The 15,447-nt window shown below is 57.9% G+C and carries 12 protein-coding genes, 1 tRNA gene and 1 riboswitch; of the genes, 8 read left to right on the top strand and 5 right to left on the bottom strand.

Annotation, left to right across the window (positions count from 1 at the left end; all coding sequences use genetic code 11):
- Nucleotides 1-29: 29 nt before the first annotated feature.
- Together O6760_RS24355 and O6760_RS24350 are read right to left on the bottom strand one after the other, a co-directional pair.
- Nucleotides 30-1,664, bottom strand: a complete 1,635-nt coding sequence (locus tag O6760_RS24355; RefSeq protein WP_269582240.1) for a caspase, EACC1-associated type — start codon at nucleotides 1,662-1,664, stop codon at nucleotides 30-32.
- A 4-nt stretch (nucleotides 1,665-1,668) separates the two neighbouring features.
- Nucleotides 1,669-2,019, bottom strand: coding sequence for an effector-associated constant component EACC1 (locus O6760_RS24350; RefSeq protein ID WP_269582239.1), 351 nt, complete (start codon nucleotides 2,017-2,019; stop codon nucleotides 1,669-1,671).
- 373 nt (nucleotides 2,020-2,392) lie between these two features.
- Between O6760_RS24350 and O6760_RS24345 the strand changes: the two genes are divergently transcribed.
- Complete coding sequence (locus O6760_RS24345) at nucleotides 2,393-3,217, top strand: hypothetical protein (RefSeq protein ID WP_269582238.1); 825 nt, start codon at nucleotides 2,393-2,395, stop codon at nucleotides 3,215-3,217.
- Nucleotides 3,214-4,386: a pentapeptide repeat-containing protein gene (locus O6760_RS24340; RefSeq protein WP_269582237.1), complete on the top strand. Its 1,173-nt coding sequence runs from the start codon at nucleotides 3,214-3,216 to the stop codon at nucleotides 4,384-4,386. The genes O6760_RS24345 and O6760_RS24340 overlap by 4 nt, the downstream gene beginning before the upstream one ends.
- 276 nt (nucleotides 4,387-4,662) lie before the next feature.
- Here O6760_RS24340 and O6760_RS24335 read toward each other — a convergent pair.
- A tRNA-Asn gene (locus tag O6760_RS24335) sits at nucleotides 4,663-4,738 on the bottom strand.
- Between the two features lie 325 nt (nucleotides 4,739-5,063).
- Nucleotides 5,064-5,277: riboswitch (cobalamin riboswitch) on the top strand.
- A gap of 33 nt (nucleotides 5,278-5,310) precedes the next feature.
- Between O6760_RS24335 and cobU the strand changes: the two genes are divergently transcribed.
- The 5 genes from cobU to O6760_RS24310 are packed head-to-tail and all read left to right on the top strand — an operon-like array spanning nucleotide 5,311 to nucleotide 12,898.
- Nucleotides 5,311-5,862 carry a bifunctional adenosylcobinamide kinase/adenosylcobinamide-phosphate guanylyltransferase gene (gene cobU, locus O6760_RS24330; protein ID WP_269582236.1) on the top strand — a complete coding sequence of 184 codons (552 nt, stop codon included), beginning with the start codon at nucleotides 5,311-5,313 and terminating at the stop codon, nucleotides 5,860-5,862.
- A complete protein-coding gene (cobW, locus tag O6760_RS24325) occupies nucleotides 5,859-6,968 on the top strand; it encodes a cobalamin biosynthesis protein CobW (protein WP_269582235.1) in 1,110 nt (369 codons plus the stop codon). The genes cobU and cobW overlap by 4 nt, the downstream gene beginning before the upstream one ends.
- A gap of 51 nt (nucleotides 6,969-7,019) precedes the next feature.
- Nucleotides 7,020-10,778, top strand: a complete 3,759-nt coding sequence (gene cobN, locus O6760_RS24320) for a cobaltochelatase subunit CobN (protein ID WP_269582234.1) — start codon at nucleotides 7,020-7,022, stop codon at nucleotides 10,776-10,778.
- On the top strand, nucleotides 10,775-11,413 hold the full coding sequence (cobO, locus tag O6760_RS24315) for a cob(I)yrinic acid a,c-diamide adenosyltransferase (RefSeq protein ID WP_269582233.1): 639 nt from the start codon (nucleotides 10,775-10,777) through the stop codon (nucleotides 11,411-11,413). The genes cobN and cobO overlap by 4 nt, the downstream gene beginning before the upstream one ends.
- Before the next feature lie 39 nt (nucleotides 11,414-11,452).
- Nucleotides 11,453-12,898, top strand: a complete 1,446-nt coding sequence (locus tag O6760_RS24310; protein WP_269586350.1) for a cobyric acid synthase — start codon at nucleotides 11,453-11,455, stop codon at nucleotides 12,896-12,898.
- Nucleotides 12,899-12,933: 35 nt separating this feature from the next.
- Here the strand turns inward: O6760_RS24310 and cbiB are convergent, their stop codons facing one another.
- Nucleotides 12,934-13,911: an adenosylcobinamide-phosphate synthase CbiB gene (gene cbiB / locus O6760_RS24305; RefSeq protein ID WP_269582232.1), complete on the bottom strand. Its 978-nt coding sequence runs from the start codon at nucleotides 13,909-13,911 to the stop codon at nucleotides 12,934-12,936.
- A gap of 9 nt (nucleotides 13,912-13,920) precedes the next feature.
- Complete coding sequence (gene cobD, locus O6760_RS24300) at nucleotides 13,921-14,922, bottom strand: threonine-phosphate decarboxylase CobD (protein ID WP_269582231.1); 1,002 nt, start codon at nucleotides 14,920-14,922, stop codon at nucleotides 13,921-13,923.
- Between the two features lie 263 nt (nucleotides 14,923-15,185).
- Between cobD and O6760_RS24295 the strand changes: the two genes are divergently transcribed.
- Nucleotides 15,186-15,437, top strand: a complete 252-nt coding sequence (locus O6760_RS24295) for a hypothetical protein (RefSeq protein WP_269582230.1) — start codon at nucleotides 15,186-15,188, stop codon at nucleotides 15,435-15,437.
- Nucleotides 15,438-15,447: the final 10 nt, after the last annotated feature.

The following is a 15,447-nucleotide window of genomic DNA, read 5'->3' as shown; positions in this document are numbered from 1 at the left end:
ACGTTGTCGGATCGTTTGGGCCTCTATTTTCAGAAGTTGCCCATTGTCAAAAGCGCTGCTGGCAAGAGACCAAACATGGCTATAAGTAAGGACATAGCAGCGAACGGTTTGACTAAGATGATCCCAAAGATCCAGGTGAATGTTGTTCTCTCGGCATTAAGATACGAGATGTGGTGTTTGTAACTTCGGCGTTGCATCGTATTGTTTGTTTCGTTCTGTTTCTCGGGCTCGTAATCCTCGGACAGTGCAGTAATGCTCCGGATCCTATTCATCGGACTGACGGCGTAGAGCGAAAGAAAAACGATTACGGCTTGGATGATTGAGAGGAATGCAAGCGCTCTAAGCGTATTGCCCGTATCCACAGACGATGACGGCTCTAAATCCGGTAAACTACCGCCAAAAAACTGATAACGCCATACGCTACTAAGTTGCACCGCGGTTGCCTCACTCTTGAGTAAAACAAAAAGAAGCCCAAGCGACAATGCAGCAAAAATAGAAGTCGAGCAGATTAATATCAAGGAATTTAGGCGTGCGGAACGGTAGTCTATCAATAGCGTACGCACATCATTCGGCCAGGCCTGCCAATCTCTTTTTGTAGCGCCGAACTGAGACCAGGTGCCGGCCTCATTGTTATTCGTAGTGCTTTCACCGTCGGGGTTCTCATCTGCCGGGCGCTCCTTTAACTCTTCGAGCTCTACCCGGATTTCATTTAGCATTTCGTCGTTAATTCCCGTTGACTCCTCAATACTGACAATGCGTGCACCGTAATCAACAACCGTGTTTTGTAGACCTTCGACGCTTGCTTTCAGTCGGCTGATGTCATCGAGGGAAAAAAACCGATTTCGGGCGAGGAAAAAAGCGCTGCCGTCATCTGTATTGGCCCTCCTCGGCAAAGGCATAGCCGCGCGATGCATTCGAACCTCGAGTTCTTCGAAGATCTGGTTGATGGTTAGTAGTTCCGCCGCATCTTCCACACCGTTTTCGAGTACGTCGAGCAATTGGCCAGTGAATTGCGTAACTTTTTCACCTGGCGGGGCTAACGCCTTTTTGTCGGAGGGGACCGCGGCTATCGCAAAGGTGCCTTTTAGGTCAATTTGGGTTTCAACCGTGGAATAAATTTCACTGCTGTTCATGAAGCCATCAACGCCTGCTCCTGCAAAGCAGCAATCCAATATAAGGATGCGGCGCGGTGCCTTGGACTTGGCAATAGCAGAACGGACTTTGGAGATTGGAACGCCGTTGAAGTTGCGTTCACGGGGAGAAGTGCTCGTAGAGCAGAGGTAAAGGCTTTCATCGGCGTCTCCCTGTAGCCCGTGACCGGCGTAGTAAACAATGAAAGTGTCGCGGGCGGCGGCGCCAGCTTTGGCGATCCGCGTAAGGATCTTGTCTGCAGATGAGACGTCGACGATTGGCTCAATATCCTTGCGGTCTAGGCCAACAATATCGGGATCCGTGAAAACCCGCTGAAGCCGATTGATATTCTCACGCACATGCGGTAGCGGCTCCAATGCCGGTTTCAGGGTCGGGTCACCGCTCTCATTTCGTACATCCTTGTCAACAGTTTCTAACGCAAGAGGCCCATCATAACCCTCTGAATGGCTGGTTCCGATAAGCACCACCTTTACGCTGTCACCATAGGACAGTTTATTGTTGACGCTGTGCATCGCGTTATACCCTGAGTCTATTGATCGCCGCGACGACTGTTTCCAAATCTTCGGGGTTTTGAGCCTTAAGCAACACTTCCTCGTCGCCGTTTGTAAATTTCACGATGATGGGGTCATATTTGGCAGAGATCCAGACGTGTACAGATTCTGCAAGTTTTACCATCGCCGCCGAACCAAGGACCACCGTCAATACAGCAAGTAGTGTGGGACCCATTTCACCTTTATCTGAATCCGGCGGGATCTCTTCCTGTTCTACTGTTTCAACGCCCGATATGCGTGCACTCTCCAGCCAATTCTTAAGATGTGCAGTCTCTTCAAGGGCGTTCTCGCCGATGATTTCAATTTTAATGCTCATTTGCTCATCCTAAGTTCAATCAATAAAGTTAGTTGCTAACACGCTATAATAGCAATATGGGTTTATTCAATGGGTTTTTCTATATAAATTTACCCTACGGTTCGATTGTTAAGTGTTCTGCCAGCCTGAAAGTACAAACCAGTTTGTCCGTCCTAGGAGGCCTAGTTAAGTTTTCGAATAGTTACATTTCTCTGCAGCTTAAAATAGCTTTTTTTCCTTGAAGTTACGGCTTTGGAGATGTTGTCGCTTTGTTACTAACATATTGAGGTGTTTCTCTGGTATTTAATATCGGTATCAGATGTACCTAGCGGACAAGCCTTGTATCCTTGGCATCCTCCCTCATAGCGGGAAATCTGAAATTGAGGAGATTGATATGAGTGGCTCAAACAACCTTCGCACAGTTGGTGATCTTGTCGCTATGCAAGGATGGGTACAAAAAACCAACGATGTTTCTCGTTTTACTCTTCACCTTCATTTGTCGTTTGATCAAGCGAGAATAGGTGGTGGATCGAATGCAAGTGTCAATTTCAAGCTTGTGGTCAAGCGCTGCCATGTCGAGGTTGAGATACCCGCTAGAGAAGGAATTACTTATGATCAAGCCTCTGTAGATATGGACGTACCAATGCAAGCTCAGATAATGAGAGCGTTGCAAGAGGCAAAAGCCGAAAGATCTGAACCGCGTGAACCCATCACCGCACAGGATTTCGGGGCAAAGTTTAATGACAGCTATAGAGGGCGAAATTCAGAAAATGCTGGCAGTGAGAAGGGTTTCACTGTTCCAATTATTTCCTCAGAGTATAAACCTACAGGGCCCAGACAGCTGTGTTGGAAGCTGCGGCCCGAAACTACTGAATTTCTGCAAGGGCCTGTTTGGAATGCCAAAGATGAACCGCGATTTACGGTTGTCGATCGAAGAAGCCCAGCGAGACGCAAGTCTGACACAGAGAAGGGGTTTCAGCCGTTTGTACGTGTTTCTCTACGTTGCAAACGGGAAGACATTGAGTTGCTCGAGATCAGCTTAAAAGATCAGGAGAGAAACTCGTTACTTTTGGGTAGTCCAAAACACTCTGTTCGTGTAGCCGCGGCAGAAGCCTATTTGAAAACTGTGATGTTTCAAGAAGGATTGCAGGTTGGAAATTTGTCAGATGTTTTTTCTGACTTGTTGCTGGCAGAGTACCTCTTAGAGGTGAAACCGTGAATGAAATATTTTCGCAACTTGAGCTTATTCTCACATCAGATCAGCATGACCTTCGATACCTTGCTAGACTAGTAAATTGCGATCCTGCTACCATGTATCGCGGGGTTAATTTTCGCGATGCAGATTTATCTGACCAGGATTTGTCCGGCATAGACCTTACAGGCGCACAGCTTTCCTCAGCTCATTTAAGTCAAGAACAAATTAATACAATTCGCCTTGCATATTCAGAAGAACCTGAGGCTTTTACAAAAAATATCGAAGAGGATAGTTTTTCATCACACTTCCACAGTTGGGAGAGTAAGTTTCCTCAGTTTTCTGTTTTGGAATACAACAAAAATATTCTTGAAGAGGAAGTGAATAAACTCTGGGACTTTAGTCCTGATTGGCATCTTTCTGCAGTTAAAGCGATTGCAGCGAGAAGTTTTAATATAGCGAGTTTTCATTTCTTAAGTTTTTTAATGTACCGAAAAAATGCGATCGCTGATCGAAGAATTTATGAGCTGCTAACTCGCATCGGCTACTGGTCCCTTTCCCAATCTAAGATTCCTGAATTTGGTGTGTCAAAGTACGCTCCTGACTATTTTGTCGCCTACATAGGCGATGCCAATGGCTTCCGTGAAGCTATGGAGCGTACGCAAATAGTAGTAGGAAAATATTGTGGTTTAACAAGCGCATTTATCGATGAAAATTCAAAGAAAATAAAGTCATATTACGAATTGATAGATTTTTTAGACCAATTTGATAAAGAAATAAACCTGTCCGAAGGCTCTCTTTTATCCAAGGATTTCTTTGAAAATATACAAAAATTCTGTTCATCTGCACATGTTGTTTTACGTTTGATGGAATCCGTGCGGTCTAGTGTAATTCCAACAAATATCTTGTTATCTGTGACAGCAAAGGGAAGCCAAGATAGAGACTTTATGGAGATTCTCGATGCACTTACTGAGCGCGGTGTAATCGTCGACAATAACGTCTTAAAAAATTGGATCGACTCAGCAGCTTCTTTTGATGAAGCCTTCGATAGGGCTTTGAGTGCTTCGAGGAATAATCCTGAAGGTTTCCCAGATTATAGTCAGAGCATTGGAAAACGGGTAACGACGGCTAGTGAGTTTGATAAGCTTAAGGGTTTAGTAGATTCAATTAAGGCGAACCTTAGTTCCAGCGAGTGAGTGTTGGTTAGAGTTATTTAGAGTGTGGTTTAACTTCCCGATGAAATATTCCTCGTGATCTAAAATTCAAAGTTGTTCCGCTTCAGGTCGGTGTTAAGAGGCAATTAGAATCCGCCTTCGCAGGTAGCAGACACCGTCTCGGTCGTGTGGTTTGGGCTCTCTAGCCTTTCCCATATCGGCTCATTTGTGTAGCCGTTTTGGCCGATTTTTCCGCAGCGAAGTCAAGCGCACATGCGATGCGCGGTGGGTTTCTGCGGATTTTTAGGAGGGTGGTGATGGCTCCCCAGGCCGGACTCGAACCAGCGACCCAGCGATTAACAGTCGCTTGCTCTACCAACTGAGCTACTGGGGATCACCACGCTCGGGGTCAACGCGTCGCCGCCCCGTCGATGGAGATGCGTATATCAAAGGCTTGATCCGTTTGCCAAGCCCTTCGTGGCGTTTTTTTCATCAAGCCGTCATTTTTTTGTGGCGGGTGTGGAAAACTATATATTTTTCAGATGACTAGGCGTTAAGGACGGCTTGGAAAAAGCTGCGCCCGCGTGGCGTCACGGACTGCCGCAACCAGTCATGGGAAGGGATCGGGATCGTCAGGTGGTCGAACGGCCCGTTCCGGGCGGCAATGAAGGACGCGCAGAGCGAAATCCGTCGTGCCGCTTGTGTCCCGCCCAGGATCCGGTTAGGTAGTTTGCGACGGTTCCGGATTGAGTGTTGCTCGGTCCGGATGAAACGGGAATCCGGTGCGGGCCAAGATGGCCCTGATCCGGAGCTGCCCCCGCAACTGTGAGCGGTGAGCGGCTGCACGAAAACCACTGGTCCAGACCGGCCGGGAAGGGGTGCAGACCGCGGTGAGCCGCAAGCCAGGAGACCGGCCGTCATCCCTTCAACCTCGAACGCTGTCGGGTGGACGGCCGGGAGACGGACATGACGGATCAGACCCTGCCGCGAACCGCCCTCGTGTTTGGCGGTGCCCGCTCCGGCAAGAGCCGGTTTGCCGAACGGCTCGCCGAAGACTGCGGTCTCCACAAACTCTATGTTGCCACGGGCGCGGCCCATGACGATGAAATGGCCGAGCGCATTGCGGCGCATCGCGCGCAGCGCGGATCGTCCTGGGAAACGATTGAGGAACAGTTCGATCTCGCCGGCGTGCTTGACCACGAATGCCGCCCGGACCGGGTGGTTCTGGTCGATTGTCTCACCCTGTGGCTCTCAAACATTCTCTTTGCGGACAAGGATGTAACCCTGGAAACCGAGCGCCTGTGCGCGCGTGTCGCCGGGCTTGCAGGTCCCTGTGTCCTTGTCTCCAACGAAGTCGGCATGGGCATCGTGCCGGAGAACCGTCTGTCGAGGTCGTTCCGCGATGCGCAGGGCAGGCTCAACCAGGCTATGGCCGGGGTCTGCCAGAAGGTCGTCTTTGTCGGCGCGGGCCTGCCGCTCCTCATGAAACCCACTTTTCAACCGGATATCACGCTATGACCACTTCCATCTCGCAACCGGGCCGGAAAATTCCGGCAACGATCGTCACCGGGTTCCTGGGCGCGGGCAAGACCACGCTGATCCGCAACCTTTTGACGAATGCCAACGGCAAGCGCATTGCGTTGATTGTCAATGAATTCGGCGACATGGGTTTCGATGGTTCGCTGGTGAATGGCTGCGCCGACCCGGACTGCGCCGCGGAGGAAGTGGTTGAGCTGACCAATGGCTGCATCTGCTGCACGGTTGCCGATGATTTCCTGCCGACCATGGAAATGCTGCTCGCCCGCGAGACCCCGCCGGAGCATATCGTCATCGAGACCTCCGGCCTTGCGCTGCCCCAGCCGCTGGTGCGTGCCTTTTCCTGGCCGAGCGTCAAGCCAAAGGTGACCGTCGACGGCGTTGTCACGGTGCTGGATGCCGCCGCGCTTGCCGAAGGACGGATCGCGCTCGACGAAGCCGCGCTTGAAGCCCAACGCGCTGCGGACGAGGCGCTCGACCATGAAAGCCCGGTTGAGGAACTCTTCCAGGACCAGCTGCGCTGTGCCGACCTGGTCGTGCTCAACAAGGCTGATCTTGTGGCTGCCGACCTGCTCGAAACCGTTCGGAAGAAAATCGCCGCGGACGTGCGCCAGGCGGTCCACATCGTCTCTTCGGAAAAGGGAACGCTGCCGATCGAGGTGCTGCTCGGCCGCGGGTCCGCTGCCGAGGACGACATGGACGGTCGCCATGAACACCACCACCATCACCACGATGACCATGACGACGACCATCATCATGAGGGCGACCATGATCATCACCATCATGACCACCATCACCACGACGATTTCGAAAGTCATGTTCTGGAAGTCGGTTCCTTCGACAGCCTAAAGGATGCCGAGGCGAAGGTCCTGGAGGCGATGGCCCTGAAGGGCGTGCTCCGGATCAAGGGCGCCGTGCGCATCGAGGGCAAGGCGGCGCCGGCCATGGTCCAGGCCGTCGGCCCGCGTGTCGAAACCTGGTTCGCGGCGGGGGCGGAAAGTGCCGGCCGGCTGGTGGTGATCGGCCTCAAGGGCCTCGATCTCGACGCGACACGTGGGCTGCTCGGTCAGGTGAGTGAAGCTGCCTGATCGCGGCCACCGGATACCGACAGACGCTTGAGACCAACAAGAAGGCACTGAATGCACATTCTCGCCAGCCAGACGCGCCGGATCGATGACGGTGGAGACGCGGTCGATCTCGGCCAGTCGCCCGCGGACATCCTGTTCCTGTCTGCAGCAGACACGGAGCTGGGCAGTTTTGCCGCCGCCCGCAAGCAACTGGGAGAACGCGCGGCAAGCCTCAGGCTCGCCAACCTGATGGCGCTGTCTCATCCCTATTCGGTCGATCTTTATGCCGAACAGACCATGCGCGGCTCAAAGCTTGTGATCCTGCGCATTCTCGGCGGAGTCGAGTACTGGCGCTACGGACTGGAGCGGTTCGAGGAAGAGGCACGGGCCAGCGGCGTTGAGCTGATCGTCCTGCCGGGCGATGACAAGTGGGACGAGGAGCTTACGGCCCGCTCGACCCGCAGCACAGAGGAAGTCCATCGTTTCTGGCGGTATTGCGTCGAGGGCGGCGCGGAAAACTATGCCAATGCGCTGCTCTACGCGGCTTTCCTGCTGAACGGGGACGAGGAACCGGCCCATCCGGTCCCGCTGCCGCGAGCCGGGATTTATCGGCCCGGGCAACCCGCACCGGATCTTGCCGCACTGACCAAAGGCTGGCCCGATCCCTCACGGCCGGTCGCCGCCATCACCTTCTACCGGGCTCTGGTCCAGGGCGCCCAGACGGCTCCTGTCGATGCGCTGGTAAAGGCGCTTGACGCGGCGGGTGTCAATGCGTTGCCGGTCTATGTTTCCAGTCTCAAGGAGGCCGAATCCATTGCCGTCCTGGACGGCCTGTTTGACGGCGCCAGGCCGGACGTGATTTTAAACGGCACGGCCTTTGCCGTGTCGAAGGCGGGCGTCGCCCATCAGCCGACGCCGCTTGACCGGCCCGGCAAGCCGGTTCTGCAGGTGGTGTTTTCCTCGTCCTCCAAGGAAGGCTGGGAAGACAGCGACCAGGGCCTGTCGATCCGTGATCTCGCCATGCATGTCGTGCTGCCGGAGATCGACGGCAGGCTGCTGACCCGGGCGGTTTCCTTCAAGGAAGAGGGGGGCTACGACGAGTCGACCCAGTCGACCCCGGTTGCCTTCACACCGGTTCCTGACCGGATCCAATTCGTTGCAAACCTGGCTGCTGGCTGGGCGAAACTCGGCCGGACACCCGCCAAGGACAAGAAAACCGCGCTGATCCTGGCCAATTATCCGAACCGGGACGGGCGCCTTGCCAATGGTGTCGGTCTCGACACGCCGGCCTCCTGCGTCAACGTGCTGAAGGCGATGGCCCGGGAGGGGTATGATGCCGGCGGGGCGCCGGACACATCCGCCGGGCTGATGGAACACCTGACTTCAGGTGTCACCAATGCCCGGGATGACCGCGCTATACGCCAGCGCTTCCAGTCGTTCGGGATGAGTGACTACAAGGAAGCATTTGCCAGGCTGCCGGAGGACGTGCAGAGCGCCGTCATCGAACGATGGGGCCGTCCCGAAGACGACCCCCATGTCACGGACGGTGCGTTCCGCCTGGCACTTCACCGGTTCGGCAACCAGGTGGTCGGCATCCAGCCGGCGCGCGGCTACAACATCGATCCGAAGGACACCTACCACGACCCGGCGCTGGTGCCGCCGCATCATTATTTCGCGTTTTATGCCTGGCTTCGCGGAACACTCGGTGTCGATGCGGTCATCCATCTCGGAAAACACGGCAATCTGGAATGGCTTCCCGGCAAGGCGCTGGCCTTGTCCGAAAGCTGTTTCCCCGAAGCCGTGCTCGGTCCGGTGCCGAACATCTATCCCTTCATCGTCAACGACCCGGGCGAGGGCGCCCAGGCGAAGCGGCGCACGGCCGCCGTCATTGTCGACCACCTGACCCCGCCGCTGGCGCGCGCCGAGAGCCACGGCGTTGCCGGTGAACTGGAAACCCTGCTCGACGAATACTATCTGGCGAGCGGTGTCGATCCCCGGCGGCTCAAGGCCCTGACACGTGATATCCTCGACGTCGCCGCCCGAAACGGGCTGGACAGGGACATCGGCCTTACCGACGACATGGACGAGGAAACCCGCCTGGCGCGTCTCGACGCCCATTTGTGCGACCTCAAGGAACTCCAGATCCGCGATGGCCTGCACATCCTGGGCGACAGTCCGGACGGCGATCTCCTGACCGATCTGCTGGCCGCGCTTGCCCGTGTGCCGCGCGGAAGCTCACCCGGGCAGCAAAGCCTGCAGCGGGTCATTGCCGCAGATCTCGGATTTGACGGCTTTGATCCGCTCGATTGCGATTTTTCAGCGGCCTGGGCGGGTGACAGACCTGAAATCCTGCAGTCAGTCAGCGAGGCACCGTGGCGATCCAACGGTGACACGGTCGAGCGGATCGAACTGCTGGCACATGACCTGATTGCCGGAACACGAGAGGTGCCGGAAGAGTGGCAGGCCGTTACGGCCGTTCTCGATGAAATCCGGGACACGTTGCGCCCGGCGGTGACCGGATCGGGGCCGGCGGAAACGGAAGCGGTGCTGACGGCTCTCAAGGGCGGTTTCGTCGCACCGGGACCGTCCGGTGCGCCGTCACGCGGCCGGCCCGATGTCCTGCCGACGGGCAGGAACTTCTATTCCGTGGATGTGCGCGCGGTCCCGACCGAGACCGCGTGGCGGCTCGGCTGGCAATCTGCCGCGCTTGTTGCAGACCGCTATTTCCAGGAGGAAGGCGAATGGCCGACGGCCCTCGTGCTGACCTGCTGGGGCACGGCCAACATGCGCACCGGCGGCGACGACATTGCCCAGGCTCTGGCCTTGATCGGTGCAAAACCTGTTTGGGAACAGGGCTCGGGCCGGGTAACCGGCTTTGAAATCCTGAAACTGTCCGAGCTCGGCCGTCCGCGCATCGATGTCACCTTGCGGGTCTCCGGGTTCTTCCGCGATGCCTTCCCGCACCAGATGGACCTGTTCGACAGCGCCGTCCGGGCCGTCGGCGCGCTGGATGAGCCGGACGACGCCAATCCGGTCGCAGCGCGCATGCGCCAGGAAACCGCAAGATTGCTGGCCGATGGCCTTGAACCGCAGGAAGCTTCCCGACGTGCCGGATACCGGGTGTTCGGGTCGAAGCCGGGGGCCTATGGCGCCGGCCTGCAGGCCCTGATCGACGAGGGTATCTGGCAAGAGCGCGGTGATTTCGCCGACACCTTCCTGACGTGGGGCGGCTATGCCTATGGCGGGGGTGCCGAGGGGACCGGTGCGCGCGGTGATCTGGAAAGCCGGCTGCGCGCGGTCGACGCGGTCCTGCACAACCAGGACAACCGCGAACACGACCTGCTCGACAGTGACGACTACTACCAGTTCGAGGGCGGTCTGGCGGCGACCGTCGAGAGCCTGAAGGGCGAGGCGCCCAAGGTCTATCACAACGATCATTCAAGGCCCGAGCGCCCCGTGGTGCGCAGCCTTTCGGAGGAAATCGGCCGTGTGGTTCGTGGCCGGGCCGCCAATCCGAAATGGATCAACGGTGTCATGCGCCATGGTTACAAGGGTGCGTTCGAAATGGTGGCGACGCTCGATTACCTGTTTGCCTTTGCCGCGACCACGCGCGCCGTCGGCGACCATCATTTCGATCAGCTTTACGAGGCCTATCTGGACAATACGGAGGTTCTGGAGTTCCTCAGGGACGCCAATCCGGCGGGCCTCAACGAGATGCTGGCCCGGTTCCAGGAAGCAATCGACCGCGGGCTCTGGACGCCGCGGCGCAATTCGACACATGCTGCACTCAGCGAATTGAGAACAACACGAGAAGGGACGGACGCATCGTGACCGCCGACAAGGACAAGCCGGAACTTTCCGAAGAGGAACTGAACGCACGCCACGCGGAAAAAATGCGCAAGAAAAAGGCTGCGCGCGACAAGATCATGGCCACCAAGACCATCGAGAAGGGCTTGCTGATCGTCCATACCGGCAAGGGCAAGGGCAAGTCGACGGCAGGGTTCGGCATGGTGTTCCGTTCGCTCGGCCACGGCCACAAGGTCGGCGTGGTGCAATTCGTCAAGGGCCGGATCGAGACCGGCGAACGCATGGCGCTTGAACGTTTCTCCGATCTGGTGACCATCAAGCGCATGGGCGAGGGCTTTACCTGGGAAACCCAGGACCGCCAGCGCGACATCGACGCCGCCCAGGAGGCCTGGGAAGCGGCGAAGCAGATGATCACCTCCGGCGACTACCGCCTGATCCTGTGCGATGAGCTCAATATCGTGCTGCGCTACGACTATCTGGATATTGCCGAGGTGGTGGACTTCCTGAAGAACGAGAAACCGGACGATGTCCATGTCGTCATCACCGGCCGCAATGCCAAGGATGAACTCATCGACATTGCCGATCTCGTCACAGACATGACCCAGATCAAGCACCCGTTCCGCTCCGGCGTGAAGCCGCAGGAAGGCATCGAGTTTTAAGACGTGTCCGAACCTTCCGGGAAACGCGCGGCCGCGATCATGGTGCAGGGGACCGGCTCCAATGTCGGCAAGAGCCTGATCGTCGCCGGTCTTTGCCGCCTTTTTGCCAACCGGGGCCTGAAGGTTCGCCCGTTCAAGCCTCAGAACATGTCGAACAATGCCGCGGTGACCGCCGACGGCGGTGAGATCGGCCGCGCGCAGGCGCTGCAGGCGATGGGCTGCCGGGTGCCGCTCAGCGTGCACATGAACCCGGTGCTTTTAAAACCGGAAACGGACACCGGCGCCCAGGTGATTGTCCAGGGTAAGCGCTTCGGTACCATGCGTGCGCGGGAATACGGAAAACAGAAATCCGAATTATTACCAAAGGTTCTGGAAAGTTTTTCAATCAATGCATCAGGTGCGGATCTGGTGATTGTCGAAGGTGCCGGAAGTCCGGCGGAGATCAATCTGCGTGCCGGCGACATCGCCAATATGGGCTTTGCCGAGGCGGCGGACCTGCCGGTGATCCTGTGCGCGGATATCGACCGGGGCGGCGTCATCGCTTCCGTCGTCGGCACCCATGCGGTGCTGGAAGAGGCGGAGCGTCACCGTATCAAGGGCTTTTTCATCAACCGGTTCCGCGGCGACCCGAGCCCTTTCGATGATGGAATGCGCGAAATTGAAGCGCGTACGAACTGGCGTGGCCTCGGAGTCGTGCCCTGGTTTGCAGATGCGGCAAAACTGCCGGCCGAGGATGCGCTCGGCCTCGCCGACGGCTTCGGCGACGGCGGCATGAAGATTGCCGTTCCGGTGATTTCCCGGATCGCCAATTTCGACGATCTCGACCCCCTGCGCCTGGAACCGGGTGTGACGCTCGAACTGGTCCAGCCGGGGACACCGCTTCCCGGCGATGCCGATCTTGTTCTGCTGCCGGGATCCAAGTCGACCATCGGCGACCTCGCATTTTTCCGCGCGCAGGGCTGGGACATCGACCTGAAGGCGCATCACCGCCGCGGCGGTCATATCCTGGGTGTCTGTGGCGGCTACCAGATGCTCGGCCGGTCCATCTCCGATCCGGACGGCATCGAGGGAGCGCCCGGAACGGTAGAAGGCCTCGGATACCTCAATGTGGAAACGGTGCTGACGGCGGAAAAATCGACGGTTGCGGCAAGCGGAACCCACGTTGCCAGCGGCGCGCCTGTATCAGGCTATGAAATCCATGTCGGCCGCACGGACGGTCCGGATTGTGCCCGGCCGCTCATGCGTCTCGCCGGTGACCGGCCAGACGGCGCGGTCTCTGGTGACCGGCGCGTGGCGGGAACCTACATGCACGGCCTCTTCACCGGCGATGCCTTCCGGGACGCTTATCTGAGCGGATTTGGAGCAGGCTCAAGTCTTTCCTATGACCGCGACATCGACCGGATCCTGGACGATCTGGCGGCGCATCTGGAACGGGTGATGGATGTGGAAACTGTCCTGAAAATCGCCGGCGATCGTGAACCCTGACGTCTGGCTTCTGGCTTCTCGCTTCTCGCTTCGAATTAAAGGCTGGTCAGGACACCAAGGCCTGTGACCAGAAGCGCCTGCAGGCCATAAGCCCCCAACAGAATCCGCAAGGCCCTCGAAATATCCAGCGCCCGGGCGTCTTTCCGCCCGGAGGCGTTCAGGTACCGGTCATTGACCGTGTAGCCGGGATAGATGCGGGGGCCGGCGAGGGCAAGGCCAAGTGCGCCGGCCATAGCCGCTTCCGGCCAGCCGGCATTGGGCGAACGGTGCTTGCGGGCATCGGCAAGGATGCAGGCAAGGCTCTTGCGCGGGGACCCTCCGGCGAGCGGCGCGCTGATCGCGATCAGCAGTCCTGCGAGGCGCGAGGCGGGCAGGTTGACGAGGTCGTCGAACCGGGCCGAGGCCCAGCCGAAATCGGCATAGACCTCGTTTTTGTGACCGATCATGCTGTCGGCGGTGTTGACCGCCTTGTAGGCGATCAGTCCCGGCAGGCCCAGAAGCGCGAACCAGACCAACGGCGCGACGATGCCGTCGGAATAGTTTTCGGCGCAGGATTCGATCGCCGCCCGTGACACACCGGCTTCATCGAGCTGCTTGGGATCCCGGCCGACAATCATCGAAACCGCCCTGCGGCCTCCCTCCAGTCCCTCCGTCAACAAGCCATCCCGAACGGCGGCCACGTGACGGTAAAGGCTGTTCTGAGCCAGGAACACGGCGGCGATCAGGACGATCAGGATATTGCCAAATGGCAGCAGGCCTGCGACCGCCTGAATGCCGGCGCCGAAAAGAACCGCGGCTGCGACCAGGGCCATCAGCGTCAGAACACCACCGAGTTTGCATGTGCCCGGAGCATAGTCGGTCTTGTTGAAGACTCGGTCGAACAGGGCAATCAGCTTGCCGATCCACACAACCGGGTGCGGCAAGCGCTGCCACAGCCAGTCGGGATCACCGATCAGGACATCGACGATCAGGGCGGCGAGCAGCAACCAGAGCGCATGTTCATAAAGGATCATGGATTCTGGCTAGAGCTCCTTTTGGGCATCCGCAAGCGCTTCCGACAGGCGTTCCAGTTTGTCCGCGCCGCCGGGCAGTCCAAGGCGCATCCAGGTCGGGGCATAGTCAAAGACACGTGTCCAGATCCTGCGGCGGGCGAGGGCCTCGTGCAGACCTTTCGCGTTCCTGAGACCTGCAAGGGCATAAAGCGGCGTGCCACCGAAGACACTGAGACCGTGCTGGGAGAGCGTCAGCGTCAGGTCTGCCATTTCATCGACGAGCTGCCGGGTCATGGCCTCCTGCCACGAGCTGTCCTTCAGGGCCGCTGTGCCAATCTCCAGCGCCGGACCGCTGAGACACCAGCTTTCGAGAACCCCGGACAGCCGTGACGTGGCTTCCTTCGGTCCGGCCAGAAAGCCCAGTCTCAGGCCGGCCAGTCCGAAAAACTTGCCGAAGGACCTGAGCACGAGAACATTCTCGCCTCCCAGATGCGGCAGAATGCTGGCACCCGGAACGACATCGGCGAAGGCCTCGTCCAGCACCAGATAGCCGCCACGCTCCGTCAGCGTCCGGGCGATTTCAAGAAGGCTCTTGACGTCGACCAGCTGCCCGTCCGGATTGTTCGGATTGACCAGCAGCACGATCCGGGCGTCCGCGGGCAGGGCATAAATGCTGGAGAGTTCGACCGGTTCACGGCCTTCGCGCGCCCACACCTTCTTGTGGCTCGAATAGGTTGGAGAGGCGATGGCGACCGGACCATCAGGCAGCAGGTTCGGCAGCAGCGACAGCAGGATCTGCGTGCCCGGCGCGGCCACGAGGCCGAGTTGGTCCGGAACGCGGTAAGTCTGCCGTGCGGCGGCAACAAGCCGTTCCAGCGCGGACTTTGCCGGCAAGGCTGTCCAGGTTGAAAGCGGAAGACTGGCGGGCAGGGGATAGCTGTAGGGATTGATGCCGGTCGACAGGTCGAGCCAGTCCCCCGGCTCACCGCCGAAGCGTTCCATGGCGACGCTCAGATCCCCACCGTGTTCCATCGGGCTTGCCTCGTTCTTTCTTTGCTATGCGCATGAATCAGAAAGGCTTTGTAGCCGTCAGAGACCATGAAAGTACAGGCGGAACGCGACATGCGGTGCCGCAAGTCCGTCGCTTGCGGCAATCGTCTTCGAAAGACAAGGCTAACGGCCCGGCCTGTAACCAGAACGGGACCTCTGCGGATCGGCAACCCGGACCACATTGACAGCGGCATGAGCTGCGCTAAAAAGAACAAAAGAAGAACATGTAGACATTGGAGCAGCACGTGACCGACCGCAGACGAAAACCCCCATCTCCGGATATCGACCGTGAAGTTCTCCTGGAACGGTTGGCACTCGCGCGTCATGCGCTGATTGACGCCCAGCGCGGCCTCCGGCCGAAATCGGGCCTTGCCCGGTCAGCGGCGGCGGTGATTGCAGAGATCGACGAATTTGCCTTTGTGCTGACCGGTGTCGAGGGGCATTTCCATTCGCGGGCGCACGGAACGCCGCCCAGACGATCAGGATTACCCGACTAGCTGTGACGGG

Source organism: Roseibium sp. Sym1 (assembly GCF_027359675.1).
Taxonomy (GTDB): domain Bacteria; phylum Pseudomonadota; class Alphaproteobacteria; order Rhizobiales; family Stappiaceae; genus Roseibium.
Note: the sequence above shows the minus strand (reverse complement) of the source record. Positions and strands in the feature narration are given on the sequence as shown.

Bases quoted from the DNA above. Each gene is read 5' to 3' on its own strand.
- O6760_RS24355 (WP_269582240.1), bottom strand. From the start codon at position 1,664: ATGCACAGCGTCAACAATAAACTGTCCTATGGTGACAGCGTAAAGGTG.
- O6760_RS24350 (WP_269582239.1), bottom strand. From the start codon at position 2,019: ATGAGCATTAAAATTGAAATCATCGGCGAGAACGCCCTTGAAGAGACT.
- O6760_RS24345 (WP_269582238.1), top strand. From the start codon at position 2,393: ATGAGTGGCTCAAACAACCTTCGCACAGTTGGTGATCTTGTCGCTATG.
- cobU (WP_269582236.1), top strand. From the start codon at position 5,311: ATGACGGATCAGACCCTGCCGCGAACCGCCCTCGTGTTTGGCGGTGCC.
- cobW (WP_269582235.1), top strand. From the start codon at position 5,859: ATGACCACTTCCATCTCGCAACCGGGCCGGAAAATTCCGGCAACGATC.
- cobN (WP_269582234.1), top strand. From the start codon at position 7,020: ATGCACATTCTCGCCAGCCAGACGCGCCGGATCGATGACGGTGGAGAC.
- O6760_RS24310 (WP_269586350.1), top strand. From the start codon at position 11,453: ATGGTGCAGGGGACCGGCTCCAATGTCGGCAAGAGCCTGATCGTCGCC.
- cbiB (WP_269582232.1), bottom strand. From the start codon at position 13,911: ATGATCCTTTATGAACATGCGCTCTGGTTGCTGCTCGCCGCCCTGATC.
- cobD (WP_269582231.1), bottom strand. From the start codon at position 14,922: ATGGAACACGGTGGGGATCTGAGCGTCGCCATGGAACGCTTCGGCGGT.